21 protein-coding genes, 1 tRNA gene and 1 pseudogene are annotated in these 24,986 nt (G+C 64.9%); 18 read left to right on the top strand and 5 right to left on the bottom strand.

Going from position 1 to position 24,986, the window contains the following annotated elements; all coding sequences use genetic code 11:
* The first annotated feature begins 25 nt into the window (after nt 1–25).
* Together GGR33_RS15320 and GGR33_RS15315 are read left to right on the top strand one after the other, a co-directional pair.
* The gene (locus tag GGR33_RS15320) at nt 26–1,750 is read left to right on the top strand and encodes a type I secretion system permease/ATPase (protein ID WP_183506675.1); all 1,725 of its coding nucleotides are present in this window, start codon (nt 26–28) and stop codon (nt 1,748–1,750) included.
* On the top strand, nt 1,747–3,054 hold the full coding sequence (locus tag GGR33_RS15315) for an HlyD family type I secretion periplasmic adaptor subunit (protein WP_183506673.1): 1,308 nt from the start codon (nt 1,747–1,749) through the stop codon (nt 3,052–3,054). The genes GGR33_RS15320 and GGR33_RS15315 overlap by 4 nt, the downstream gene beginning before the upstream one ends.
* A 275-nt stretch (nt 3,055–3,329) precedes the next feature.
* Here the strand turns inward: GGR33_RS15315 and GGR33_RS15310 are convergent.
* Nucleotides 3,330–4,588, bottom strand: a protein-coding gene (locus tag GGR33_RS15310; protein WP_246413163.1) for an IS3 family transposase whose coding sequence is annotated in 2 segments (ribosomal slippage) — nt 3,330–4,321 and nt 4,321–4,588 — 1,260 coding nt in all. Because the reading frame shifts where the segments join, the coding sequence is not laid out codon by codon here.
* A 63-nt stretch (nt 4,589–4,651) separates the two neighbouring features.
* On the opposite strand from GGR33_RS15310, the pseudogene GGR33_RS15305 reads away from it, so the two are divergent.
* The 7 genes and pseudogenes from GGR33_RS15305 to GGR33_RS15275 all read left to right on the top strand — a co-directional run.
* Nucleotides 4,652–5,023 (top strand): annotated as a pseudogene (locus tag GGR33_RS15305) (cupin domain-containing protein); the annotation flags it as partial.
* A 130-nt stretch (nt 5,024–5,153) separates the two neighbouring features.
* Nucleotides 5,154–6,269 carry an MBL fold metallo-hydrolase gene (locus GGR33_RS15300; RefSeq protein ID WP_183506671.1) on the top strand — a complete coding sequence of 372 codons (1,116 nt, stop codon included), beginning with the start codon at nt 5,154–5,156 and terminating at the stop codon, nt 6,267–6,269.
* A 28-nt stretch (nt 6,270–6,297) separates the two neighbouring features.
* Nucleotides 6,298–6,867: an SCO family protein gene (locus tag GGR33_RS15295; RefSeq protein WP_246413191.1), complete on the top strand. Its 570-nt coding sequence runs from the start codon at nt 6,298–6,300 to the stop codon at nt 6,865–6,867.
* Between the two features lie 927 nt (nt 6,868–7,794).
* Nucleotides 7,795–8,289, top strand: coding sequence for a TIR domain-containing protein (locus tag GGR33_RS15290; protein ID WP_183506669.1), 495 nt, complete (start codon nt 7,795–7,797; stop codon nt 8,287–8,289).
* Nucleotides 8,286–9,728, top strand: a complete 1,443-nt coding sequence (locus GGR33_RS15285) for an SIR2 family protein (RefSeq protein ID WP_183506667.1) — start codon at nt 8,286–8,288, stop codon at nt 9,726–9,728. The genes GGR33_RS15290 and GGR33_RS15285 overlap by 4 nt, the downstream gene beginning before the upstream one ends.
* 732 nt (nt 9,729–10,460) lie before the next feature.
* Nucleotides 10,461–11,147 carry a recombinase family protein gene (locus GGR33_RS15280; protein WP_183506665.1) on the top strand — a complete coding sequence of 229 codons (687 nt, stop codon included), beginning with the start codon at nt 10,461–10,463 and terminating at the stop codon, nt 11,145–11,147.
* A 742-nt stretch (nt 11,148–11,889) separates the two neighbouring features.
* Complete coding sequence (locus tag GGR33_RS15275; RefSeq protein WP_183506663.1) at nt 11,890–12,810, top strand: ParB/Srx family N-terminal domain-containing protein; 921 nt, start codon at nt 11,890–11,892, stop codon at nt 12,808–12,810.
* Nucleotides 12,811–12,942: 132 nt separating this feature from the next.
* Here the strand turns inward: GGR33_RS15275 and GGR33_RS15270 are convergent, their stop codons facing one another.
* Nucleotides 12,943–14,547, bottom strand: coding sequence for a site-specific integrase (locus GGR33_RS15270; RefSeq protein ID WP_183506661.1), 1,605 nt, complete (start codon nt 14,545–14,547; stop codon nt 12,943–12,945).
* A gap of 109 nt (nt 14,548–14,656) precedes the next feature.
* Nucleotides 14,657–14,741: transfer RNA gene (locus tag GGR33_RS15265), tRNA-Leu, on the bottom strand.
* Between the two features lie 303 nt (nt 14,742–15,044).
* On the opposite strand from GGR33_RS15265, the gene rpsO reads away from it, so the two are divergent.
* From rpsO to GGR33_RS15245, 4 genes are all read left to right on the top strand, one after another.
* Nucleotides 15,045–15,314: a 30S ribosomal protein S15 gene (rpsO, locus tag GGR33_RS15260; RefSeq protein WP_183506659.1), complete on the top strand. Its 270-nt coding sequence runs from the start codon at nt 15,045–15,047 to the stop codon at nt 15,312–15,314.
* 209 nt (nt 15,315–15,523) lie between these two features.
* A complete protein-coding gene (gene pnp / locus GGR33_RS15255; protein WP_183506657.1) occupies nt 15,524–17,752 on the top strand; it encodes a polyribonucleotide nucleotidyltransferase in 2,229 nt (742 codons plus the stop codon).
* 233 nt (nt 17,753–17,985) lie between these two features.
* Nucleotides 17,986–18,630, top strand: a complete 645-nt coding sequence (locus tag GGR33_RS15250) for a glutathione S-transferase family protein (RefSeq protein WP_183506655.1) — start codon at nt 17,986–17,988, stop codon at nt 18,628–18,630.
* Nucleotides 18,631–18,819: 189 nt separating this feature from the next.
* Complete coding sequence (locus tag GGR33_RS15245) at nt 18,820–19,050, top strand: YgaP family membrane protein (RefSeq protein ID WP_183506652.1); 231 nt, start codon at nt 18,820–18,822, stop codon at nt 19,048–19,050.
* Nucleotides 19,051–19,216: 166 nt separating this feature from the next.
* Here the strand turns inward: GGR33_RS15245 and GGR33_RS15240 are convergent, their stop codons facing one another.
* The gene (locus GGR33_RS15240) at nt 19,217–19,483 is read right to left on the bottom strand and encodes a GlsB/YeaQ/YmgE family stress response membrane protein (protein WP_183506650.1); all 267 of its coding nucleotides are present in this window, start codon (nt 19,481–19,483) and stop codon (nt 19,217–19,219) included.
* Nucleotides 19,484–19,705: 222 nt separating this feature from the next.
* On the opposite strand from GGR33_RS15240, the gene GGR33_RS15235 reads away from it, so the two are divergent.
* Nucleotides 19,706–20,065: a RidA family protein gene (locus GGR33_RS15235; RefSeq protein WP_183506648.1), complete on the top strand. Its 360-nt coding sequence runs from the start codon at nt 19,706–19,708 to the stop codon at nt 20,063–20,065.
* Complete coding sequence (locus GGR33_RS15230; RefSeq protein ID WP_183506646.1) at nt 20,062–21,168, top strand: polyamine ABC transporter substrate-binding protein; 1,107 nt, start codon at nt 20,062–20,064, stop codon at nt 21,166–21,168. The genes GGR33_RS15235 and GGR33_RS15230 overlap by 4 nt, the downstream gene beginning before the upstream one ends.
* A gap of 179 nt (nt 21,169–21,347) precedes the next feature.
* On the opposite strand, the gene GGR33_RS15225 is transcribed toward GGR33_RS15230, so the two are convergent.
* The gene (locus GGR33_RS15225) at nt 21,348–21,761 is read right to left on the bottom strand and encodes a DUF3597 domain-containing protein (RefSeq protein WP_183506644.1); all 414 of its coding nucleotides are present in this window, start codon (nt 21,759–21,761) and stop codon (nt 21,348–21,350) included.
* A gap of 239 nt (nt 21,762–22,000) precedes the next feature.
* Between GGR33_RS15225 and GGR33_RS15220 the strand changes: the two genes are divergently transcribed.
* From GGR33_RS15220 to GGR33_RS15210, 3 genes are all read left to right on the top strand, one after another.
* Complete coding sequence (locus GGR33_RS15220) at nt 22,001–23,029, top strand: ABC transporter substrate-binding protein (RefSeq protein WP_183506642.1); 1,029 nt, start codon at nt 22,001–22,003, stop codon at nt 23,027–23,029.
* Nucleotides 23,030–23,205: 176 nt separating this feature from the next.
* The gene (locus GGR33_RS15215; protein WP_183506640.1) at nt 23,206–23,958 is read left to right on the top strand and encodes an ABC transporter permease; all 753 of its coding nucleotides are present in this window, start codon (nt 23,206–23,208) and stop codon (nt 23,956–23,958) included.
* On the top strand, nt 23,955–24,725 hold the full coding sequence (locus tag GGR33_RS15210) for an ABC transporter ATP-binding protein (protein WP_210302023.1): 771 nt from the start codon (nt 23,955–23,957) through the stop codon (nt 24,723–24,725). The genes GGR33_RS15215 and GGR33_RS15210 overlap by 4 nt, the downstream gene beginning before the upstream one ends.
* Nucleotides 24,726–24,986: the final 261 nt, after the last annotated feature.

The following is a 24,986-nucleotide window of genomic DNA, read 5'->3' as shown; positions in this document are numbered from 1 at the left end:
TCTTCCCTCGATCTGGAACCGTGACGTGAGCGAAGACCGTGTGCTGCGCCTGGCCAAATCCCGAGAATTCTGGAGCGCCGTGAGGGCAGGCCGTGGCGCCCTCTTGATGGTCGTCGGCGTCAGCGGCCTCATCAACCTGCTGATGCTGACCGCTCCGGTCTTCATGCTCCAGGTCTACGACAGGGTTCTGCCCAGCCGCAGCCTCGCGACCCTCGTCGGCCTCGCCGGTATCGCGCTGGTTCTCTTCCTCGTGCAGAGTGCGCTGGAGGTGTTTCGCGCGCGCATCCTGTCGCGCTTCGGACGCCTCGTCGACGAGCGGCTCGGCGACCGGATCTTCCGGCACCTCCTCGTCCGCGGCTGCGAGATGCCGCGCACCGACGACGGCCCCCAGGCCCTGCGCGACCTCGATACTGTGCGCGGCTTTCTGTCGAGCATGGCCTTCACGGCCTTTTTCGACCTGCCCTGGGTGCCGCTCTACATCGCCGTCTGCTTCCTGTTTCACCCCTGGATCGGCCTGACTATCCTGTGCGGCGCCGTCGTGCTTTGCGGGCTGACGATCCTCACCGACTGGGCGCAGGCCGGCCCGTCCCGGCAGGCCGTGCTGGCGGGAAGCGAGCGCCGCTCCTTCACCGACATGGCGCATCGCACCGCGCCGCTGCTCTCGGCGCTGGGCATGCGTTCGCGGATCGCCGAGCTCTGGCAGCAACGCGCGCAACAAAACCTCGACGTCGCCGGCTACGGCAACGACCTCTCGATCGGCTTCGGCGCGAGCGCGCGGCTGATGCGGACGGTGCTGCAATCCGGCATCCTCGGCCTCGGTGCCTATCTCGTGGTGCGCGAGGAGGCGACGGCCGGCGTGATGCTCGCTGCCACCATCCTCTCGGCCCGCGCGCTGGCGCCGGTCGACCTCGCCATCGCCAACTGGAAGTCGTTCTCGGCGGCGCGCCAGGCCTGGACCCGTCTCGTCGCCTTCCTACCGCGCAAGGCGGCGGTGGACCCGACACCCCTGCCAGCACCGCGGGAGAGCTTGCGGGTGACGGCGCTCTCCGTCGCCATCCCGGGCAGCGACACGCTGGCTCTGCATGACGTCAGCCTCGCCCTCGCTCCCGGCAGCGCGCTCGGCGTGATCGGGCCGAGCGCCTCGGGCAAGTCGACCTTCGCGCGCTCCCTCGTCGGCCTGGCGCGGGCGAGCCGCGGCGTCATCCGCCTCGACGGGGCTGCGATCGACCAATGGGACCCGGACGCGCTCGGCCGCGCCGTCGGCTACCTGCCGCAGGATATCGAGATGTTCGACGGCACCATCGCCCAGAACATCACCCGGTTCGACCGGGAGCCCGATCCCGAAGCCCTGCTCTCCGCGGCGCGGGCGGCCGGTGTGCACGAGATCGTCCTGCGCCTGCCCGGCGGCTACGATGCCCGCGTCGGCAGCGGCGGCCTCGGCCTCTCCGGCGGCCAGCGGCAGCGCATCGCCCTGGCGCGGGCGCTCTACGGCGACCCCTTCCTCGTCGTCCTCGACGAGCCCAACTCCAACCTCGACGTCGAGGGAGACCGGGCTTTGGCCGCGGCCGTGCAGGCGGTGCGGGCACGCGGCGGCATCGTCGTCCTCGTCGCGCACCGGCCGAGCGCCCTGACGGCGGTCGACCGCATCCTGGTCCTTGCAGACGGCCGCGTCCAACTGCACGGGCCGCGCGACGAGGTGCTCGCGAAGCTCGGCGCCCTCACCCGGCAGCAGCCCGCGAGGGTCGCATGAGCAGCGAAGCCGATCTCACCCGCGGCACCCGCCGCTCCCTGCGGCGGCACATGGCCGGCGTGCTCGCGGTGATCGCCGTGGCGACGGGCGCCGGGGCCTGGGCCGGCACCACCGACCTCTCCGGCGCGATCATTGCCACCGGCTCGCTCGTGGTCGAGACCAACATCAAGAAGGTCCAGCACCCGACCGGCGGTGTCGTCGCCGAGCTGAACGTGCAGGAAGGCGCGCGCGTTCGGGCCGGCGACCTGCTGATCCGGCTCGACGCCACCACCGCCCAGGCGACCTACGACAGCGTCAGCAAGAGCCTGTTCGAATTGTCCGCCCGCAGCGCGAGATTGGAGGCCGAGCGCGACGGGCTCGACGAGGTCACGTTTCCCGCCGCTCTGACCGACGCCGGCCCGGACGTCGCCCGCATCGTGGAAGGCGAGCGCCGGCTGTTCCACTTCCGGCGCGACGCCCGCGAGGGGCAGAAGTCCCAGTTGAGGGAGCGCATCGGCCAGCTTCGGGAGGAGATCAAGGGTCTCACCGAGCAGGCGGCCGGCAAGGAGCAGGAATCCACGATCATCAACCGCGAATACGAGGGTGTGCAGGACCTCTGGAAGAAGAACCTCATCCAGCTCACACGTCTCACTGCCCTCGAACGCGACATCTCACGGCTGAAGGGCGAGCGCGGCCTGCTCGTCGCGAACGTCGCCCAGACCAAGGGCAAGATCTCCGAGACCGAGCTGCAGATCATCCAGCTCGAGCAGAACCTGCGCAGCGACGTCGCCAAGGAACTCGCCGAGATCCGCGCCAAGGCCGCGACCCTGACCGAGCAGAAGATCACTGCCCTCGACCAGCTGAAGCGCATCGACATCCGCTCGCCGCAGGGCGGATACGTGCACGAACTCACGGTGCATACCCGCGGCGGCGTGATCTCGCCGGGCGAGCCGATCATGCTGATCGTGCCCACCGCCGATTCTCTCGTCGTCGAGGTCCGCGTCGCGCCCCAGGACATCGATCGCCTGCGCCTCGGGCAGGCCGCCGGCCTGCGCTTCCCGAGCTTCGATCAGCGCACCACGCCCGAACTGAACGGCCGCGTCACCCGCATCGCCGCCGACGTCAGCGAGGACAAGCGGACGGGCAGCTACTATTACCTCGTCCGGCTCGGCGTCTCGAAGGACGAGCTCGGCCGCCTCGACGGGGCCCGGCTGATGCCCGGCATGCCGGTGGAAGCCTTCATCCGCACCGCCGATCGCACGGTATTTTCCTATCTGACCAAGCCCCTGGCCGATCAGGCACGGCGGGCGTTCCGCGAGAAGTGAGACCGGGTCGCCGGGGTCGGGATCGGCTGCCGGAGTTGCCGCGCCGGCCGCGAGCGTTATGTCCGCTCATGTACGCCGCATCGATCGCACGACAAAGCTCGGCCGAGAGGGCAGCATCTCAGAGTACAGCTTGGCCGTTTCGGATTCTAGATCTGTTCTAGTCTTTGTCATTTGGTTGATGCTTCAGATCGAAGCGGCTTAGTCTTGCGCTGCGAGCGAATCGACATCGCAAAACATTCGGGAGATACGTCATGAACATTCGTGCCGACATTCCCTCAGCCTCCCCGACTCTGCCGCCCAACATACGCGCGTGGCTGGACAAGGAGCGCCATCTTCTCATCGACGGCAAATAGGTGACCTGACCGGTATTTTGGACCGAGCCGAGTGAGAGGGTACTGCATGGCCAGTGCCATGGGTAGCCGGAAGGCCAGATCCGGGAATGTGACAGGCGCGGGCGGCCGATAGCCCAGCGACGAATGCGGCCGGACGCGGTTGTAGGTGTTCTGCCAGAGCCCGATTACGATCTGCGCTTCCTTCAGTGAGTAGAAGATCTCCTGCCTCAGGCACTCATCGCGAAGCTTGCCGTTGAAGCTTTCGCAATACCCGTTCTCCCACGGCGAACCCGGCGCGATGTATTGGATCTGCGGCCCCGTCTCGGCGACCCACTTGCGCAGTGCCTTCGAGACCATCTCAGGGCCGTTGTCGCAGCGAATGTGCTCCGGGATGCCGTGCAAGCACATGGCGTCGGCCAACGCCTCGATCACCCCCACGCTGTTGATGCGCCGGGCCACTTTCAGCGTCAGACACGCCCGGCTGTGCTCGTCGATCAACGTCAGGATGCGCAAGCTCCGCCCGTCGTGCGTCTGGGCCTGCCCGAAGTCGAAGCTCCAGACGTGATTGCGGCGGAGCGGCCGTAATCGCACGCAAGAACCGTCGTTCAGCCAGAGGCGGCTGCGCGGTCGGTGCTTCTGGGGGACTTTGAGCCCCTCGCGACGCCAGATGCGCTGAACCCGATCCTTGCCCACCTGCCAGCCGTCTGCCTGCAGCAGCGCGGTGACGCGGCGGTAGCCATAGCGCCCGTACTCGGACGCCAGGGCAATGACGGCGCGGCGCAGCTCATCCTCGTCGGCCAGCACGGAGGGCACATAGCGTTGCGTCCCGCGGTGCTGGCCGACGATCCGACAGGCGTGGCGTTCCGAGAGGCCGTACTTCTCCCGAATGCCGTCGACCGCCTGCCGGCGTCGCTCCGGGGCTACAAGTTTCCCGAGGCGACGTCCGCCAGCACCTGCTTCTCCAGGGAAAGGTCGGCCACGAGCCGCCGCAGCCGCGCGTTCTCGCGCTCCAGATCCTTCATCTTCCTGGCCTGATCGATCTGGAGGCCGCCGTACTCCTTGCGCCAGCGGTAATAGCTCTGCTCGGAGATCTCCGCCTCCTTGCACGCCAGCGACAAACTCTTGCCCTGAGCTGTCTGCACCTCGATCTGGCGCAGCTTCAGCACGACCTGCTCCGCGCTCGTCTTCTGACCTCGCCGCATGTCTGACTCCTTCGGTCCTGGCTGATCCTCTCAATCAGCCCGGTCCAAATCCAGCCGGTCAGGTCACGTGTCGGTGCCCAGAAGATCTGGGCCGGCACGGTGGCGATCGAGCCCGACGCCAAGACCGGCGTCCACCATCACGGCGCCTTGGAGAGCGTGATCTACATCGTCTCGGGCAAGGCCCGCATGCGCTGGGGCGAACGGCTCGAATACGTCGCCGAGGCCGGCCCCGGCGACTTCATCTTCGTGCCGCCCTACGTGCCGCACCAGGAGATCAACGCCTCCACCGACGAGCCGCTGCACTGCGTGCTGGTGCGCTCGGACAACGAGGCGGTGGTGGTCAACCTGCCCGACGTCGATCCGGTCGAGCGGCCTGAATCCGTCTACTGGGTCGATCCGATCCACAAGCACCCGAAGGGGACCGATCGGGCATGAGGTGATCCTCTCCCGGGAGGTGGTGTAACTTAGGCAAATCCTTTCGCTAGGAAGGCGAAATAAAGAACGCTCATTCCGGCAACCTCGGCTATATTGAATGGCATTCAATATGCAGATGAGGTCGGCAGACATGGCTGGAGTGTTGGACCGGCGCGGCTTTCTGAAAGCCTCGGCTGCTCTTGCCACGGGAGCCGCTGGGTTCTCGTGCGTCGAGGTCGCGCGCGCTGCGCAGATCGAGATCCCCACGGTCGACAAATTGAGCCTCCGGGTCCTGATCGACTCCGCCCATGATCAGTTCCTGAAACCGAGCACGGTCCAGGGCGTGGTGCATCAGCCCCCGGGCAATGGCCGCGGCAGCGACTATCGGAAGGTGCTGCATAACCAGTGGGGACTGTCGCTCTTCGTCGAAACGCAGCGCGCGGACGAAGCGCGCACCATCCTGCTCGATTTCGGCTACAGCCCCGACGCGCTTCTGAACAACATCGAGATCTTGAAGGTCGACCCGACCAAGATCGATGCGCTGATCGTCAGCCACGGCCATCACGACCATTACGGCGGTCTGACCGGTTTCCTCGACAGCTTCAGGGACAAGCTCGCGCCCGGGGTGAAGCTCTATGCCGGTGGCGAAGACAACTTCTGCCATCGGGTCAGCCCAACCGGCGTGCAGGGCCAGTTCACAGATTTCGGCCAACTCGACCGCCGCGAACTGGCGGCAAGGCGGATCACGACGGTCCTTTGCGAGACGCCGACGGTGGTGGCGGGACACGCCTTCACCACGGGCCACATCAAGCGCTCCTCGATCGAGCGCATCTTGCCCAACACCTTCGTCCAGCGCGGCATCAAGGATGGGCTCGGCTGCGACGCGACCCATTATTCGGCGGCCGAACTCGAAGGAAAGATCATTCCCGACGAGCACGTCCACGAGCACGCGACCTGCTTCAACATCAAGAACAAGGGCCTCGTGGTGATCAGCTCCTGCGGCCATGTCGGGATCGTGAACTCGGTCCGGCAGGCGCAAGAAGTCTCTGGTGTCCAAAAGGTGCACGCGATCGTCGGCGGCTTCCATCTCGGTCCGGCGCCGAAGGATTATCTCACTGAGGTCGTCGCCGAGATCAGAAAGCTCGAGCCCGACGTCGTGATTCCAATGCATTGCAGTGGGCTGAACTTCGCACTCGAAGCGCAGGCCCAGATGCCGGCCAACGTTCTCGTGCCGACGACGGGCAGCCGGCTGACGTTCGGTGCGTAAGATCGCGACCTGCGCAGTGCTGCTGACGATGGTCGGGGCTTCCGCAGTTTTGGGTGCGGAGTCACCTCGTCGCACGGCTGCCGAGTTGATGGACGTGTTGATGTGGAACCGCGAGCCGATCGGCGGTCCCTTCGCGCTCGTCGATCACGAGGGGAACGCGCGCACGGACGCGGATTTCCGCGGGAAGCTCCTGCTCGTCTATTTCGGCTTCACGTCCTGCCCGGATATCTGCCCGACAGATCTGCAGCAGATCGCGCAGGCGATCACGCTTCTAGGTGCAGAGGGCGATCAGGTTCAGCCGCTCTTCGTGACGCTCGATCCCGAGCGGGACACGGTTGCGCGTCTCGCCGAATACGTGGCCAATTTCCATCCACGCCTCATCGGCCTCACGGGTCGCGCTCAGGCCGTTCGCGCCGCTGCCGATTCCTACAAGGTCTTCTACGAGAAGGTCGCGCTTGGGGGTAGCGACTACACCATAGACCACTCTGCCTCCATCTACCTGATGGACCGTTCTGGCGGCTATCTCGGCTTCTTCCCTCCCGGTACGTCTGCGGAGCGCATGCTGACGATCCTGCGACCAAACCTCTCGAAGGACTGAATGATGGAGCGGCTGCGCCGCCGTCCGAAATTCTGCCGAGTATCCACTTCCGGGAGCCGCGAGATGTCTCCTGCGTGTCTGAGATGGGCGCAGAGCCGTCAGTCGGCGTGGAAGTGAACGTCAGCCTCTCGGGTTCAGCCTCCCGGAAGCAGACAGGCAAAAATCTGCCCGTTCCAGCCGCCTAGCTTCGTGTCGTCGGCTTCATCCGGATCGCGTGCGCGGAGGCTGAAGGCACCTCCTTCCTGCGGCCTAAGACAGCCACGAGATCGGCTGGAATTCGCTTCCTGAGCCAACAAATGTTCGTGCGGGGAGGAGATGGGGCCGAGACATCTGAAGGACCATGTGTAGCGCCGCTGTGTAGCACAGCGGCCTAGCCAACCACATGATCTGACTGAACGTTTATGCGGATCAGTCGCCTAGCGAACTGATGGTGCCCAGGAAAGGACCGGGCCCTGAGCCACGCGAACTATTGATCTAAAAGGCTTTTTCGCTTCCGGCCATGTTGATTGTTGTACAGAGGTGTTGTGCCTGGAGGGGCCGCCTTTGGCAAGGGTGCGCGATCACTTGCTCGCGGTCTCGGGGCACTCATCGCGGTGTCTTCAAGAAGACCAAGAGAGGGCCATAGCGCTGATGAACGCGGAGTAGCTGAAGACGCTCCCAAGAGACGGAAAACTCTTCCTCGGATAATAACCCACAATGCCGGCAGCGAACGGATTTTTGGCAGTTCGCTTCTGAGTGCAGCAGCGCGGGTAGCGGAAGCGACCCGCAGGGGTGCAAATCATCCTTGCCCCCTTCCTGACTTTGCCGTTCGCCGTGCACTCGCTGTCATCGAACTACGAAAGCGACCGTGTCGGCTTGGCTTGTGTGCGTTTCCCAATCTATGGTTGAACGGCGAATGCACCTTCTAATGGAGCACGGGACGGGGACATGGCACGTAAAGTCTTCTACAGCTTCCATTTTAAGAACGACCACTGGCGAGCCTCCCAAGTTCGACAAATGGGCGCCCTCGAAGGCAACTCCGAGCTATCAGATAACGATTGGGAAGCAGTGAAGCGTGGCGGTGATGCAGCGATCAAGAGATGGATCGACGATCAGATGTCCGGGCGCAGTTGCGCTGTTGTCCTTGTTGGTTCTGAAACCGCTAGTAGGCCCTGGATCAAATACGAGATCGAGAAGGCCTGGAATGATCGGAGAGGCGTGGTCGGGATACGCGTGCACCGCCTTCTGAACAATCAGCGCCAGTCGGCGACGGCGGGCGCAAACCCATTTGCGGCTTTCAACGTCAACGGGACGCCGCTCTCTTCAATCGTGCCGTTGCACGACCCTGTCGGCGTAGACAGCCAAGGCGTTTACGGTTTTATCCGGAATAACATCGCCGCTTGGGTCGAGAGCGCAATCACCACGCGGTCCCGCTACTCATGAATACGCGACGCCGTTTCCTTGAGGAGTATCCTAAGGCTCTCATAGACGATCAGGCCGCCATCTTTATAGGGGCTGGGGTCTCCACAGGGGCGGGCTACCCGACGTGGCGCCAACTGCTTCAGGACATCGGCGATGAGCTAGGCGTTGCGACAGACGACGTGCACGACTTGGCCGCGCTGGCTCAATGGAGCGTTCGCAAGTCGTCGGGTAAGACGCGCGTTCTGGGCGTCATCCGCGACCACATCAAGCCAGACAGGAAGGTGCCGCCTGCCCTCGAAGTCGTGGCACGGTTACCACTGCGCAACATTTGGACGACGAACTACGACCGGCTGATCGAGCGAGCGTTTGAGGCCATAAACCGTCCGTTGGAGGCCGTATCAGGGGCGGATGACCTATCAATCCGGCCACGACCAGGGGCGGCTCGCCTGCTCAAGATGCACGGCACGATCGACCGTCTGAACGACATCGTCATCGCAACCGACGATTATGAGCTCTATCGCGTCAATCGCGGGGCGTTCTTGCCCTTGCTCCAGGCTCACATGACGAGCTTCTCAATGCTCTTCGTCGGCTTGAGCTTCACGGACCCGAATGTCAGGCACGTCCTATCGTTGATACGAGAAGCATTTACGACGACACCGCCAGAACACTTCGCAATCGTGCGGCCACCGCAGCGCAAGGACTTCAAAACGAAGAAAGAGTTCGAGGCCCGCCACATCCAACATAAGCATTGGGCAGAAGACCTTTTGCGCTACGGGCTGCATGTGGTCGAGGTTTCGAGTTACGGAGAGATTGACGAGCTTCTGCTTGAGGTTGAGCGCCGGGTCGCGAACAATCGGGTCTGGGTCAGCGGAAGCTGGCCGGTCACCGGCCTTCACCAAGACCAGACCGAATTCAACATCGCAGTGGCACGCGCGCTCGGATACAGGCTCGGCGTCGCCGGTTTCGCTCTCGTCAACGGGTCTGGGCTCACCATCGGCCCGGCCACCATTTCGGGCTTTTTCGATGCCCTTCAGGAAACCGGAAGTTGGGACCTGGAGCGCCGCCTCCTCGTAAGGCCATTTCCCCAGCCGTTGGAAGGTCGTGAGCCCAATCGGAGCCAGTGGGCCGCGTTAAGGTCGGAGATGGCCAGGGTATCGGGCACCGTGGTCATCCTCGGCGGCGCCAAGCTCGGCGATGAAACCCCCATCAAGGCCGATGGAGTTTGGGAAGAATGGAGGGCGGCGGCGGAAAGGGGCTCTCTAATTATCCCTATTGGATCGACGGGAGGGGTCGCGGAGGCCGTTGCCCTTCAACTCGTTGGCTCCGGCTCGCGTCAGCACTTAGGCGTTCGCAAGCCATCTAACGCTGATCTCAGGCGCCTCATGAAGCGAGGTAATCCAGAGGAGGTTGCCGATCTAGTTATGAAGATCATTAGTCGATCCGCGACTGTGCAATCTTAGTGGTCACGGAGTGATGACTACTGTCAAATTATAATAGTTTTATCTGAGAAGTGCTAATGTTTTTTGGAGTAACTGTTGTTGTTTCAAGTATTTACTGCCGAGGCTATCGGGCGACAGCTTCATTGCACGAGGTGTGCGGGCGGCGATCTTCAGGGTCGAAGCTCATTCCTGTATTGGTCTAGGCTGGGTCCTTCGCAATTGAAGCGCCAGTAACTCGCATCCGGCTGATGGCTCTCAGCAATTTGGGTGGCAGAACTCTCGGGGACGTCGGATGTTTCTGGCGTAAAAATTTTAGAGGGATACCTTACCGGGACCGGCCGAAACTCCCCCCATGGGGGCCGTCTGGGACCCCGTGTTCCCTGTCCTTGTAGGTCAACCGCCTATGCAGCTGTACGTCATGTGGCAGGGAGTGGGGATCGCCTTTCGGCTGTAACAACTCAAAACTCGCAAGCCTTCGTTGGGGAGAGACATGGGCCGCTGCCGCCATCGGATTTGGCACCCGAAAGAAGGCAGTGCGCACGGGAGTGCTGCACCCGGCTGGTGCGATAGTCTCCCCGGGCAGCGAGGCTGTAATGACGGTCGAAGGCCGAGCGTCCAGAGCTTAGAGCTTGGGGGCACTGCGGTTCACTTAAGATCGAAACACAGTCCGCCCCACCCTGATTTCCGGGGTTGACCTGACCAAGCTACGCACTTTACTTTTCTCTCAACGTTCGATGAGAGGAATGTGAAGCTGTGGCTAAGGGCAAGTTCGTCGCCTACTTCCGTGTCTCCACTGCCAAGCAAGGGTCGTCCGGTCTCGGCCTTCAGGCGCAGCGCAGCGCGGTCCACGCTTTCCTCAACGGGGGCGACTGGCAGCTCGTTGCCGAGTTCACCGAGATCGAGAGCGGCAAGCGCGACGACCGCCCGGAGCTGGCCAGGGCCGTTGCCACCTGCCGGCTCTACGGGGCCAAGCTAATCATCGCCAAGCTCGACCGCCTCTCTCGGGACGTGCATTTCCTGACGGGGCTGGAGAAGGCTGGAGTGCAGTTTGTGGCTGCCGACATGCCCGAGGCCAATGAGATGGTCGTGCACATGATGGCTGTCGTGGCGCAGGCCGAGAGGAAGATGATCGGGGCACGCACGAAGGCCGCCCTCGCCGCAGCGAAGGACAGAGGGACAACTTTGGGCGGCTTCAGGGGCTACCGGCCGAGCACCGAGGACCGGGCGAAGGCGCTGGAGACCCGCCAGGGCAAGGCGGCCTCGCGGGGTGCCCTGATGGCTCCGCTGGTGGAAGAGTTGCGGGCGGCCGGCACCACGAGCCTGTCGGGGATCGCGAGCGCCCTGAACGAGCGCGGCATCACCACGGCGAGGGGTTCTCGGTGGCACCCGACGAGCGTTGCGCGACTTCTGGAGCAGCTTGAGGGACAGAACGGGCAATAGATCAAAGGAGCGACGTCGTCGCTGTCGAGTATTCGTTCCAGATGTGGGAACAATAGACGCTTGACTAAAGCCAAATCGGCAAGCTAGACCATAGGCTCACCAAGCTTAGAAGGGGGACGGTGCTCTAATGCTCAAAACGATCTTGGAAGTGTCGAACCGAACTCTGTTTTTAAGCTGCCCGTTGGGCGCTGTGTGGGCGGAACGACTGTCCGGCGGGGCCTCTCCCGGCTTCCCACATCCTGAAGGGCGCCGCTGGGGATGCTACGCCGAAGACCACGAGTTGCTGGTCTATCTCGGCCCGCTGCACGTGATCCTCACTTCACCAACCCGGCCGGCAGCACAGGTGTAGTGACTGCACCGAACAATACGTTCCACCTCCAGGGATACATTCCGGATGCCGACCCGTAAGGGGCGTCCGTATTCATCGGTGCAGTGACTGCACTTGTCCGACTGCCGCAGCGCCCCTCCCTAGGTCGAGACGACGGCCCGGCCGCGGCATCACAGCTTCGCCTTTCGTGATCAGTTGGCGCGAGGCATCCCATCAACACGAGACGAAGTTCGGCAGGCCTTTTGGTCGGCACCTGCCCATGCTCGTCAGCACCTTCAGGAGACACACGATGACCAACAGAGAAGCACCCATCGGTGCACGGCGGGAGAACCAAGGGGGAACAGCAGCATCTCCTCCCACGGGGGCAGGCGAGGCGTCCGCAGCTTCATCCGTCAGCGACACGAAGGGGGGGCGATGATCAGCACGCAAGGAGCGCCGAAGGGGTTCGCCAAGGAGAAGGAACGGCTGGAGAGGGAGGCTGCCAAGGGTTCACCGAAAGACCAGCCGACCACCCTCCGGCTGGGGGAGATCAAGACGTGTCCGGCCGTCTTCCAGCCCCGGCAGGGAAGCCAACGAGACGGTGCCCACTACAGGGACCACGTCGAGGCCCTTGTGCACCAGCTCGACACGATGCCGGCCCATGTGAGGGTGCTGGAGCCGATCGTGGTCTACGCGGTCGGGTGGTCCTTCTACGTGCTGGACGGGCACCACCGCCGAGCGGCCTACGAGGCCGCAGGGATCACCGAAGGCATCCCCGTGGGGCACTTCACGGGCACCATCGATGAGGCCATCCGCGAAGCTTACAGGCTCAACAGCCGGGTCCACCTCAATCTTGAGAAGTCGGAACGGAACGAAGCAGCGTGGCGGCTGGTGTGCATTGGCGAGACGAGCAAACCGCGCATGACGGTGGACGCCATCGTGGAGGCGTCACGGTTGGGGAGACGGAGCGTCGAGAAGATGCGGATGCTCTGGAGGCGCCTACAGACCCGGTACGGGGAGATCGACGAGTTCACGAACGATCACGTTCCGGCGGTCTTCGAGAGCTACCGGGAGGCCCTGGAGGCGGATCGTGGGGAGAAGCGGGAGTTCACTGATGAGATGAGGGAGGCGATGATCGACGGCATGGTGGACAAGCTCGGAAAGGCCTTCGGGAAGCACGCCCACCGGCACACCGACGAGATGGGCGAGGCTCTTCAGCGCTACCTCGGAGAACACAGCTTCAAACAGATGGCGGAGCATCTGGGGTACGCGAAGGTGGACATGGACGAGCTTGAGGATTTCTTGGTCGCGAAAGCCCGAGGGGCAAAGGACCCGCACTCCCTACACCCCGCATAATGCGGGTTTGGCAGCCCCTGCGGGGGTGAATGACCTGCGGGGCAGCTACTGACGGGCGCCAGCGGGCCGGCAGATTGTTCGGCCTGATGGACGCACCGCTGCCCCGAGACCCCGCGGGAAGCCCCTGCACTATCAATCGACGTGGTCGGTGACGTACCTCGGCAGCTTGGCGACGGCAGCGTGTAGGCGCTCCATCACGATCTTGCCCACGTAGCGGTTGTCCTCACCGTCCAGCCGGTGCCCTGTGAGGCGTTTGCGGGTTGTGTCGGGAACCTCAAGGTTCACCAGCTCGGTCGAGAAGCGATGCCGCCAGCCGTGGTTCGGCGCGACCTCTCCCGCCCGAACGGCGGCAACAGCCACGTCATCGCGAACCCAGTCACCGACACGATTGATCGTCACCGACTTCGGGTCTCGCCGCCCAGCGGGGGCGCCCCCAGCACGTTCCCTGTAGAACAACCGCTCGTTCGCCTGCCCCTTCGCCCACGTCACGAAGCCCATCTCGATAAGGTGGGGATGCAGGGGCACCACCCGCTGCGAAGGCTTGTTCTTGAGGCGCCCCGCCTCGGGGTTGAAGTCGAGATACCAGACGCCGCTCTCCGGTTCCTGCCGAATGTCCTGCCGACGCAGTTGGACAATCTCCCCTGCCCGAGCCCCCGAGTAGGCCATGAGCCACGGCAGCCATCGCCGAGCGGGGTTGCTCTCCAGCAGGGCGGCCCGAAGCACGGTCTCGGCCTCCGCGAGCGTGTAGCCGCGTTCGTTGCTCTCCTCGTCGTTCCGCTTGATCCGAGGCACCTTGGCCACCGGGTTGCTGCCGATGCGGACCTCAGCCCACGCGAAGAGGGCCTTCACGGCTGCAAGGTACACGTCGTTGATCGTCTTCGCCTTGAGCCCTTGGGTCACAAGACTGTCCATCCAGGCCACCACCATGGGCGTGGTGAGGGCAGCCGGGTCAGTTACCTTGGCGTGGTCAGTCAAGCTTCGGACTGCCCGTGTCCACTCGCTGCGTGTCTTCGGCGCGTGGTTCCGCTCGGCCGACATCTTGTTGAGGAGATCACCGATCGTGACCCCGCTGGGGGCAGGCTTGGCCGGCTCGGACCGGACGGTGTCGAACTTAGGGAAGCGTACGGCTGCCGGATCGGGTGAGTAGTCGCCATCAGCCCGCGCGAAGTTTGCTTCGCCAGCCTGCAGCATGGCCCTGCCGATCTGGTCGATCAGACGCGCGCGACTGTCGGCATCAACGATGAGCCCGTGCCGAGCGAGCACCGCGTCAGCCCCGCGCCCGAACCGTTCCTCCATGCTCCGTGCCCGACGCCCTTCGTCCGGCCCAATAAAGAAGGCCGCACGGCCGAAGGTCCCGGCATCCGCCTGGACGTTGTGAGCGGTCACCTGTGCCCACATTTCCGGTGGGCCAGGGTCGTCCTCGAAAGCTTCCGTCCAGGCGCTGTAGGCCTCGCCAGCGAGCGCTACGGCCTCCTTGTGGGTCAGCCTACGTGGCCCTTCACGAACCGCCCGCCAGACGCCTTGCAGGTAGCCGGTCGCAACCGCGTGCCGATGCTTCGCTTCGTTGTCGTCGCGGGTGCCGAGGGAGATGCGCACGTCGGGCGTCGCTGCGGAAATCCGCCGAACCACAACAGTTTCACCGACAGGGATCGTGAGGGTCATCCCCCGGACCTTGCCGATCACGTCAGCGGGGATGCGCTGCACGAACTGATGGAATGAGGAACCGGGACGCTTCATCGGCCGTGGCATCGCAAGGGGCATGTTGTGCAGGTCCGTTGTACAGTCGGACCGCGATAAGCCTCTTGTAGATCAATGCTTTTTGCGGGTCAGCTACTTAGTGAGCTGATGGTGCCCAGGAAAGGACTCGAACCTTCACCTCTTGCAAGACTGGTACCTGAAACCAGCGCGTCTACCAATTCCGCCACCTGGGCGTGCGGGCCGGGCTCAAGGCCGGGGCTCGAACGTGGGGCATCGTTTAGGGGGGCGCGGAGGTGGCGTCAATCGGGTGATTGAAGCCGGCTCGCGGGTGTTGCCTTAGCCCCACGCGGCACCCTCTGGCACTTCCCCCGGTTTCGTGTATGTATCCGCCCGCCTCGACCCGGCTTCGGGCGGGGCCTGAACCGCTTGCGCACGACCCTGCTGGACGACATCCCGGCATCGGCCGAGCCGCAGGCTCGAAGCCTGCCTCACGAGGCGGACGCTTCTCCGACACACCACAACCCGAAAGGCCAGCGATGTCGATCTCGGCAGAGCGCAAGACCGCGCTCATCAAGGAATACGCCACGGGTGGCAAGGATACCGGTTCGCCGGAGGTCCAGATCGCCATCCTCACCGAGCGGATCACCAACCTGACCGGCCACTTCAAGACCCACGGCAAGGACAACCACTCCCGCCGCGGCCTCCTGAAGATGGTCTCGCAGCGCCGCTCGTTGCTCGACTACGTCAAGCGCAAGGACGAGCCGCGCTACCGCTCGCTGATCGAGCGCCTCGGCATCCGCCGCTAAGACGAACGATGCGCGGCTCCGCCACAACGGGGCCGCGTTTTGCCAAGGGCCGTCCGGATATGGGTCCGGCCGGCCGAACCTGACGGGCCGCTTCGAGGCGCGACGGTCAGGGCAGGATCATCAGCGGCTTCCGATGACGGGAGTCGCTGATCGTCTTGCCTCTGGCGGCGCCGGGCACGCCCGACCGTATGCATGAAGGCAGGAAAAGAATGTTCGACGTACAACGCGAAGAGCTGATGTGGGGCGACCGCAAGCTCGTCCTCGAGACGGGCAAGGTTGCCCGCCAGGCCGACGGCTCCGTGCTCGCCACCTACGGCGAGACCACCGTGCTCGCCACCGTGGTCGCCATGAAGGAGCCGAAGGCCGGCATCGACTTCATGCCGCTTACCGTGAACTACCAGGAGCGCGCCTACGCCGCGGGCCGCATCCCGGGCGGCTACTTCAAGCGCGAGGGCCGTCCCTCGGAGAAGGAGACCCTGGTCTCCCGCCTGATCGATCGCCCGATCCGTCCGCTCTTCATCGAAGGCTGGCGCAACGACACCCAGGTCACCGTGACCGTGCTCAGCCACGATCTCGAGAATGATCCGGACATCGTCGCGATGGTGGCAACCTCCGCCGCCCTGACGCTCTCGGGCATCCCGTTCATGGGCCCGATCGGCGCCGCCCGCGTCGGCTACATTAACGGCAGCTACAAGCTGAACCCGCTGGTCGCCGAGACCAAGGAAGAGTCGAGCCTCGACCTCGTCGTCGCCGGCACCACCGACGCCGTGCTGATGGTCGAGTCGGAGGCCAAGGAGCTCTCCGAGGACGTGATGCTCGGCGCCGTGATGTTCGGCCACAAGCATTTCCAGCCGGTCATCGAGGCGATCATCCGCCTCGCCGAGAAGGCCGCCAAGGAGCCGCGCGATTTCTCCCCGCCGGAGAACGCCGATGCCGAGAAGGCCGTGCTCGAGGTCTGCGAGGCCGAGCTGCGCGACGCCTACAAGAATACCGTCAAGCAGGAGCGCTACGCTGCCGTCGACGCCGTGAAGGCGAAGGTGGTTGCCGCCCTCTGCCCGGCCGAGGGCGAGCAGAAGTTCTCGCCTGAGAAGGTCAAGGCCGCCTTCAAGGAGGCCCAGTCGAAGGTCGTTCGCTGGAACATCCTCGACACCAAGTCCCGCATCGACGGTCGTGATCTCTCGACGGTCCGCCCGATCGTGTCCGAGGTCGGCATCCTGCCGCGCGCGCACGGCTCCGCCCTGTTCACCCGCGGCGAGACCCAGGCTGCGGTCGTTGCCACGCTCGGAACCGGCGAGGACGAGCAGTTCATCGACGCGCTGGAAGGCACCTACAAGGAGCGCTTCCTGCTGCACTACAACTTCCCTCCCTACTCCGTCGGCGAGACGGGTCGGATGGGTTCGCCGGGACGCCGCGAGATCGGCCACGGCAAGCTCGCCTGGCGCGCGATCCGGCCCGTGCTGCCGCCGGCGCACGAGTTCCCCTACACGATCCGCGTGGTCTCCGAGATCACCGAGTCGAACGGCTCGTCTTCGATGGCCTCGGTCTGCGGCGGTTCGCTGTCGCTGATGGATGCCGGCGTGCCGCTCCGCCGTCCGGTGGCCGGCATCGCCATGGGCCTCATCCTCGAGGGTGAGCGCTTCGCGGTTCTGTCCGACATCCTCGGCGACGAGGATCACCTCGGCGACATGGACTTCAAGGTGGCGGGCACGGACGAGGGCATCACCTCGCTCCAGATGGACATCAAGATCGCCGGCATCACCGAGGAGATCATGAAGGTCGCCCTCGCCCAGGCGAAGGACGGACGCGCGCATATCCTGGTCGAGATGGCCAAGGCGTTGACCGCTGCTCGTCCAGAGCTCGGCGAATACGCGCCGCGCATCGAGACGATGCAGATCCCCACCGACAAGATCCGCGACGTGATCGGCACCGGCGGCAAGATCATCCGCGAGATCGTCGAGAAGACGGGCGCCAAGATCAACATCGAGGATACCGGCATCGTGAAGATCGCCTCCTCGGACGGCAAGGCGATCAAGGCGGCCTATAACTGGATCCGCTCCATCGTCGCCGAGCCCGAGGCCGGCACGATCTACGACGGCACCATCGTCAAGATCATGGAGTTCGGCGCCTTCGTGAACTTCTTCGGAGCCAAGGACGGCCTCGTCCACATCTCCGAGCTCGCCCCGCAGCGCGTCGCCAAGGTCGGCGACGTCGTCTCGGAAGGCCAGAAGGTGAAGGTGAAGTTCCTCGGCGCCGACGATCGCGGCAAGATCCGCCTCTCGATGAAGGTCGTCGACCAGGAGACCGGCGAGGACCTCACCGAGAAGCAGAAGGCCGAGCGCGCCGCTCGCGGCGAGCCTGAGCCGGAGGAGCGTGAGCCCCGCAGCGACCGTGACCGCGGCCCCCGCCGCGATCGTGGCCCGCGCCGCGACCGCGACTAAGGCTTTCGCACTGCCGATCTGATGAAGCGCGGTCCCTCGGGGCCGCGCTTTTTTCGTTGAGGGTCCGGCTTCTTGGCGCGGCTACGTTTCGTGCCTGAGAGAAGAAAATTCCAGTGAGGCTGTCGGCAGAGGCGCCTTCCGATCGTCATCGCGATAGGAAGGCAGCGGCTTATGCTGTGTCCGTCCATGCCCGGTCGAGAGCGTGGAACCAATCACTAGAGGAGAGCCCCGGAATGAGCGACCTCGTCTTGTACACCAACCCCATGTCCCGAGGCCGGATCGCGCGTTGGATGCTGGAGGAGGTCGGGCAGCCCTACCGGACGGAGATTCTGGATTTTCGCGGCGGCCACAAGTCGCCCGCCTATCTGGCCATCAACCCGATGGGGAAGGTGCCGGCCATCGTCCATGACGGGACGGTGGTGACGGAATGCGCGGCGATCTGCGCCTATCTCGCCGACGCCTTCCCGCAAGCTGGGCTCGCACCAGCCTCAGGCAGCCAGGCGCGCGGCGACTACTATCGCTGGCTGTTCTTCGCCGCCGGCCCGCTGGAGGCGGCTGTCGTCAACAAGGTGCTCAAGGTCCACGTGCCGGACGACCCGCAGATGCGCGGCATGGTCGGCTACGGCTCTCTGGAGGCTGTGCTCGAGACGATCGACGGCGCGGTCTCGCGGACCGAATATCTCGCGGGTGACCGCTTCAGCGCGGCCGATCTCTACGTCGGCGCGCATCTCGGCTGGGGCATGCAGTTCGGCACGATTCCGAAGCGGCCCTCCTTCGAGGCCTATGCCGGCCGGCTCTACGGCCGCCTCGCCGCTGTTCGCGCGCGGGAGATCGACGATGCGCTGATCGCGGAGCGGCAGGCGTCGGGCGCGGCGTAAAACTTCCTCCCACCACCAACCTCAGGGGGTTGGGTCGGATGGGTGCATGTCTTCCTCTCTTCTGAGCGACGGCATGGCTGCCTCGGCGGCTCGCCGGGGAACGCTCCCGCCTGGCCCGCGTTCGCCCGGCGTGACGGCCGATGTCCCGCGTCGCGGGAGCATCACCATGGGATCAGGAGCGCACGCCCGATGGCGAATGAGTTGATCGAGGACGTTTTCAGCGGCGAGCCGAATATCGGGTTCACCGAGCGGGCCGTATCGGTGGCGCTCGGGCTCGGTATCGCGGCGGCGGCCGCCCAGCCGCGCCCGAACAAGTGGCTGAGCCTCGCCGCCCTCGTCGTCGGTGTCGGCCTCGCCGTGCGCGGTGCCACGGGGCATTGCCCGGTCAAGGCGATTTCCGGAGATGGCGCTGAGGTTTGAGCCAACCCATCGTCATCGCGAGCGCAGAAGCGATCCGGGGCCAACAAGCCGACGGTTCAGGCCGTGGCCCTAGATTGCTTCGCCTTCGGCTCGCAACGACGGAAACTAAGAAGGGCGCCGGAATGGATCCGGCGCCCTTCTTAGTTCGAAATGTTGTCTGCTGACGTCAGAGCGACGTCGAGCGGGTCCGGCTGGCGACGAAGCCGTAGATGAAGAGCACGACGATCGCGCCGACCACGGCGCCGATGAAGCCCGCGCCCTGGTTCGGGCCGTACCAGCCGAGCGCCTGGCCGAGGAAGGTAGCGACGAAGGCGCCGACAATGCCGAGGATCGTCGTCAGGATGAAGCCCGACGGCTCGTTGTCGCCCGGCATGATGAACTTCGCGACGACACCGGCGAGGAAGCCGATGATGATGGTCCAGAGAATGCCCATGGCTGAAGTGTCCCCGAGGTGAGCCAAAACGCGGCCTCGCAGGATGCGACTTGGCCGTAGCGTGATCGCAGAACGCGGAGCCTGCCCTCGGAGTTGCGCGTGCCTGCGAATTTGTGCCGCGATGCGGCAGGCACCGTGTGAGGCGCGAAATGCCCCTTTACGGGACCCGCCCCAAGGCTCCACACAACGCGCGTTGTTTCCTGAAGAGGTCCCTCCCCCGCGATGACGATCGAGCGTTTCGAAAAAGGCCCGCGCATGTGCCAGGCCGCCGCCCACGGCGACATGGTCTATCTCGCCGGGCAGGTCGCAGCTCAACCGGAGGGTGCCGGCGTCACCGCGCAGACGGAGCAGGTGCTCGGCCAAATCGATGCCCTGCTCGCCGCCGCAGGCAGCGACAAGAGCCGCATCCTCACGGCGACGATCTACCTCGCCGACATCGCCAGCTTCGGTGAGATGAATGCGGCCTGGGATGCCTGGGTCGACCGGAACGAGCCCCCTGCCCGTGCCACCGTCGAGGCCAAGCTCGCCACCCCCGCCTATCTCGTCGAGATCGTCATCGTCGCCACGCGGTCGGTGCGATGAAAAGCCCCGCTCTCGGCCGGATCGTTCTCGCGGCCCTCGCGCTCGGCGCGCTGGCGCTCGGACCGGTTCGCGCCGCTGAGCGGGTGATCAACATCTATAACTGGTCGGACTACATCGACCCGAAAGTGCTGGACGACTTCACCAAGGAGACCGGCATCAAGGTCGTCTACGACACCTACGACAGCAACGAGGTGCTCGAGACGAAGCTCTTGGCCGGCAAGTCTGGCTACGACGTGGTGGCGCCCTCCGGGCCGTTCCTTCAGCGACTAATCAAGGCCGGTGTGTTCCAGCCGCTCGACAAGGCGAAGCTGACCAATCTCGGCAACGTCTGGCCGGACATCGCGGCACGGCTGCAGGCCTACGACCCGGGCAACGTCTTCGCCGTCGATTACATGTGGGGCACCACCGGCATCGGGTTCAACGCCGGCATGGTCCGTGAGCGGCTCGGTGCCGACGCGGCCCCGAACTCCTGGAGCCTCGTGCTCAACCCGAGCACGATGAACAAGCTCAAGGAATGCGGGGTGATGATGATCGACAGCCCCGAGGACCTGATCCCATCGATCCTGCCCTTCTTCGGGCCGAAGATGGACCCCAAGCGCTGGGACGACATTTCGAAGGTCACGGACGCGCTCTACAAGGTGCGCGGCTCGGTGCGGAAGTTCCACTCCTCCGAATACATCAACGCGCTCGCCAATGGCGATATCTGCGTGGCCGTCGGCTATTCGGGCGACGTGCTCCAGGCGAGGAAGCGCGCGGAAGAGGCCAAGAACGACGTCAAGATCGAGTACGTGATTCCGAAGGAAGGCGCGGAGATGTGGTTCGACACCTTCGCCATCCCGAAGGACGCGCCGCACGCCGCCGACGCGCACGTCTTCCTGAACTACATGCTGCGGCCCGAGGTGGCGGCGGCGAACACGAACTTCGTCTCCTATGCCAGCGGCAACCTGCCGGCGAAGAAGCTGGTGAAGCCGGAGATTCTGGCCAATCCTGGCATCTACCCGGACGATGCGACCCTGCAGCGGCTCGTGGTCAACACGGCGTGGCCGGACAACACACAGCGGTTCGTGACGCGGTTGTGGACGCGGATACGGACAGGGCGGTGAGGGCCTCTCCTCCCCCTTGCGGGGAGGAGTTGGAGTTGGAGTTGTTGCCGCTTGCCTCCATCGGTGTCTGGCGGAACCACCCCCACCCTTGGTCCCTCCCCACAAGGGGAAGGGAAGAGCGCCACGAAAAAAGGCCCGGCGTTTTCACACCGGGCCTCGTTGAAAACGCTACGGAAAAATCAATCCTTGAGGTCGGCCGGCACCTTGCCGCCATTCTCTTCGAGCTTCTTGATCACCTGCTTGTGCAGCCAGACGTTCATCGTGGCGGAATCGTTCTTGTCGCCGGTGTAGTGCAGCTCGTCGGCGAGCTTTTGGCGGGCCGACAGGCTGGAATCGAGGTCGATCAGCTTCAACAGGTCGACGATCGAGGTCTTCCAGTTCAGCTTCTGCGGATTGTCGGCGGCGAGCTTGGCGAGGTTCGCCTCGATGTCGATCGAGCCGGGAGCGGCGGCCGGGGCGCTGCCGCCGGTCGAAGCCGGAGCGTCCGAGCCGCCGGCGGGAGCCGCGGGTGCGTCGGCGGGGGCCGCCTGGGCTTCGGAGCTGCCACCGAAGGGGTGGAGGATCTTGCTGACGATGCTGCCGAGAAAGCTCATGGACGACTCCCTGAGTGGTTCGCTGCCCGATCGTGCTCGTCCGGGCAGCCGATCAACGAAACGGCCACGCTCCATGTTCCCGGAGTATGGCCGCTGCGCGTCCGGAGACAGCGCCCGGATTCGGCCTCGGGTCAAGGCGTCGACGCGGCCCACCGCAAAGATTTCGGCCCGGCACATTCGGGTTTGATGTTTCCGGCCGCTGTGCCATGGGGGCTGCGCAACACTCGTCGGACCCTGTCATGCGTCTTCTGCTCAGCGCCCTGGCGGCTCTCGCCGGCCTCGTCGGCTCCCTGGCCGCCCCCCTGCCCGCATCGGCCCAACAGGCGCCGATCCCCGTGCGCATCGGCGTGATCCCGGTGATCGGCGCGGCGCCGATCTTCGTGGCCCGCGGCGAGGGCTGGCTGAAGGAGGCGGGTCTCGAGCCGACTTTCACCACCTTCGAATCCGGCCCGAACATGATCCAGGCGCTCGCCTCGGGCACCATCGACATCTACGTGGCCGGCGTCGCGCCCCTCGCCGTGGCCCGCACCAAGGGCATCGACGTGCGGGTCGTGGCCGCCACCGCCATAGAGGAGATGGTGTTCGTGGCCGGCCCGAAGCTCGCGCCGTATTTCGCCAGCGCGCCGAGCAAGGCCGATGCCTTCAAGGCGTTCAAGGCCAAGGAGGGCCGCGCCGCGCGGCTCGCCACGCAGCCGGCGGGCTCGGTGCCCAACACCACGCTGCAGCACTGGCTCTGGCAGGTCGCCAAGGCCGACAAGGCCGATGCCGAGGTCGTGCCCATGGGCATCGACGCCACCCAGCAGGCGGTGCTGGCCGGCGCCATGGACGGCGCCTCGATCCGCGAGCCGGCGCTCACTATCGTCCAGACCCGCAACCCGGCGATCAAGCTGATCGCCACGGGCGGCGAAATGTTCCCCAACCAGCCCGGCACGGTGGTCGCGGTCTACGGCAAGTTCGCCGACAAGAACCCGGCCGCCGTCGACGCTCTCGTCAAGGCGCTCGTGAAGTCGACCGATCTCCTGAAGACCGACCCGGCCAAGGCCGCGCCGCATGTGGAGCAGGCGCTTGGCAAGGGCATCACCGACGTCGCCACCATCCAGAAGGCGATCTCCTCGCCGGCCGCGAAATTCGTTGCCGATCCGCGCACGATCATCGAGGCGACGAAAGCGCTGCAGACCTATCAGGTCTCCATCGGCACCCTCGACAAGGAGGCCCCGACCGACGGGCTGTTCGACGCCAAGCCGTACGAGAAGGCCGTGAAGCCGTAGGTGTTCGTGCGTTCGGCGTTTCCATCGATCGGCCCGATGCCCTCTCCGTCATTGCGAGCCGCAGGCGAAGCCATCCAGGACCCCTGCCCTGTCGCCGCGGGTGTGGCTCTCGATGGCTTCGCTGCGCTTGCAATGACGGTAGTGGGTCTGCTCCAGGCTCAGTGCCCGGAGGCCTCATGAACCGCCTCCGTTCGACCGGTCTGGCTCTCGCCGGGCTTCTCGTCTTCCTCTGCATCTGGGAGGCGGCCCCGCGACTCGATCTGGTCAACCCGGCCTTCCTGCCGCCGCCCTCGACCATTCCCGCCGCCTTCCTCAAGGAGATCAGGAATGGCGGCTGGCTCGTGGCCGTGTGGGAGAGCCTGAGCCACTACCTCGTCGGCCTCGCGGTTGGTGCGGGGGCAGGCATCGGTCTCGGGCTGGTCTCGGGCATGTTCCGTTGGTTCGAGAACCTGACCGCCTGGATCGTGCGCCTGCTGCGTCCGATCCCGGGCCTCGCCTGGGTGCCCTTCGCGATCATCTGGTTCGGCGTGGAGCCGCGGGCGGCGATCTTCATCATCGCCATCGCCGTGTTCTGGATCGTGTTCTTCGCGACCCAAGGCGCGGTGCGTGGCGTTGACCGCGATCTCGTCGAGGTGGCCCAGGCCTTCGGCTTTCGCTCGGCCTGGTCTCGCCTCGTCAAGATCATGCTGCCGGCAGCCACCCCCGGCATCCTGGTCGGCCTGCGCACGGCGCTCGGTCAGGCCTGGATGGCCGTGGTCGCCGCCGAGATCTTCGGCGTGCCCGGCATCGGCCAGCGGATGATGCAGGCCTCCTCGCTCCTCTCCACCGACATCGTGGTGGTCTACATGCTGACCATGGCCGCGCTCTACGGCCTGTTCGACACGGCCTTCGTCGCCCTGCAAGGTTGGCTGCTGCGGTGGCGGCCATGAGCACCGACGTGGGCGCGCCGATCATCGACATCGAAGGTCTAAGCCTCGCCTACGAGCGCGACGGCCGACGCAACGTCATCCTGCAAGAACTCGATCTCGCGATCCCGCGCGGGCAGTTCCTGGTGATTGTGGGCGAGTCCGGCGTCGGCAAGTCGACCCTGCTGCGCGTGCTGATCGACCTCGCGACGCCGAGCAGCGGTACTGTCACGCTGAACACCGATCCGAACAACCGCACGCCGATGGCCCTGGTCTTCCAGGATGCGCGGCTGCTGCCCTGGCGCCGGGTGCTCTCCAACGTCGCCTTCGGGCTGGAGCGGATGGGCATGGCCAAAAGCGAGCGCTGCGAGCGCGCGCAGGCGATGCTGTCCCTCGTCGGCCTCGGCGATCTCGGGCAACGCTGGCCGCACCAGCTCTCGGGCGGCCAGAGGCAGCGCGTGGCGCTGGCCCGCGCACTCGCCGTCGAGCCCGAGGTGCTCCTGATGGACGAGCCGTTCTCCGCCCTGGACAGCTTCACCCGCGAAGGCCTGCAGGACGAGGTCCAGCGCATCCAGCAGAAGACCTGCAAGACCGTGCTGTTCGTGACCCACGACATCGACGAGGCGGTCTATCTCGCAGACCGCGTTGTGGTGCTCGCCGGCTCGCCGGGCCGGATCGCGGCGGATGTCTCGATCGACCTCGCCCGGCCCCGCCAGCGGCGCGATGCGGCCCTGGTCGAGGCGGCGCGGACGCTGCGGGCGGAGCTGTCGCGGCGGTCGGCAGATCTCTGAAGCAGAAGCCGCCTCCCCGTCGCTGCGCTTGCGATGACGTCTTGAGTGCGGACTAAAAATACTCCGCAAATAAAAATGCGATTATTTTGGATTAAATCCAAGATTTATAGTCGTGACTTGGCGCACGTATTTTCTATTGTTTGAATGTTATTTGAGCAAATGCCTCACGATCGTGCAGTCGCCGATCAATCAAGGAGCGGCATTTTGCTTGGATCCCTCACGCGTACCTTCGTTCTTGCTCTCTCGCTCGGTGCTTCGACG

Origin of the sequence: Methylobacterium brachythecii, assembly GCF_014196345.1 — a bacterium.
Classification (GTDB): domain Bacteria; phylum Pseudomonadota; class Alphaproteobacteria; order Rhizobiales; family Beijerinckiaceae; genus Methylobacterium; species Methylobacterium brachythecii.
Note: the sequence above shows the minus strand (reverse complement) of the source record. Positions and strands in the feature narration are given on the sequence as shown.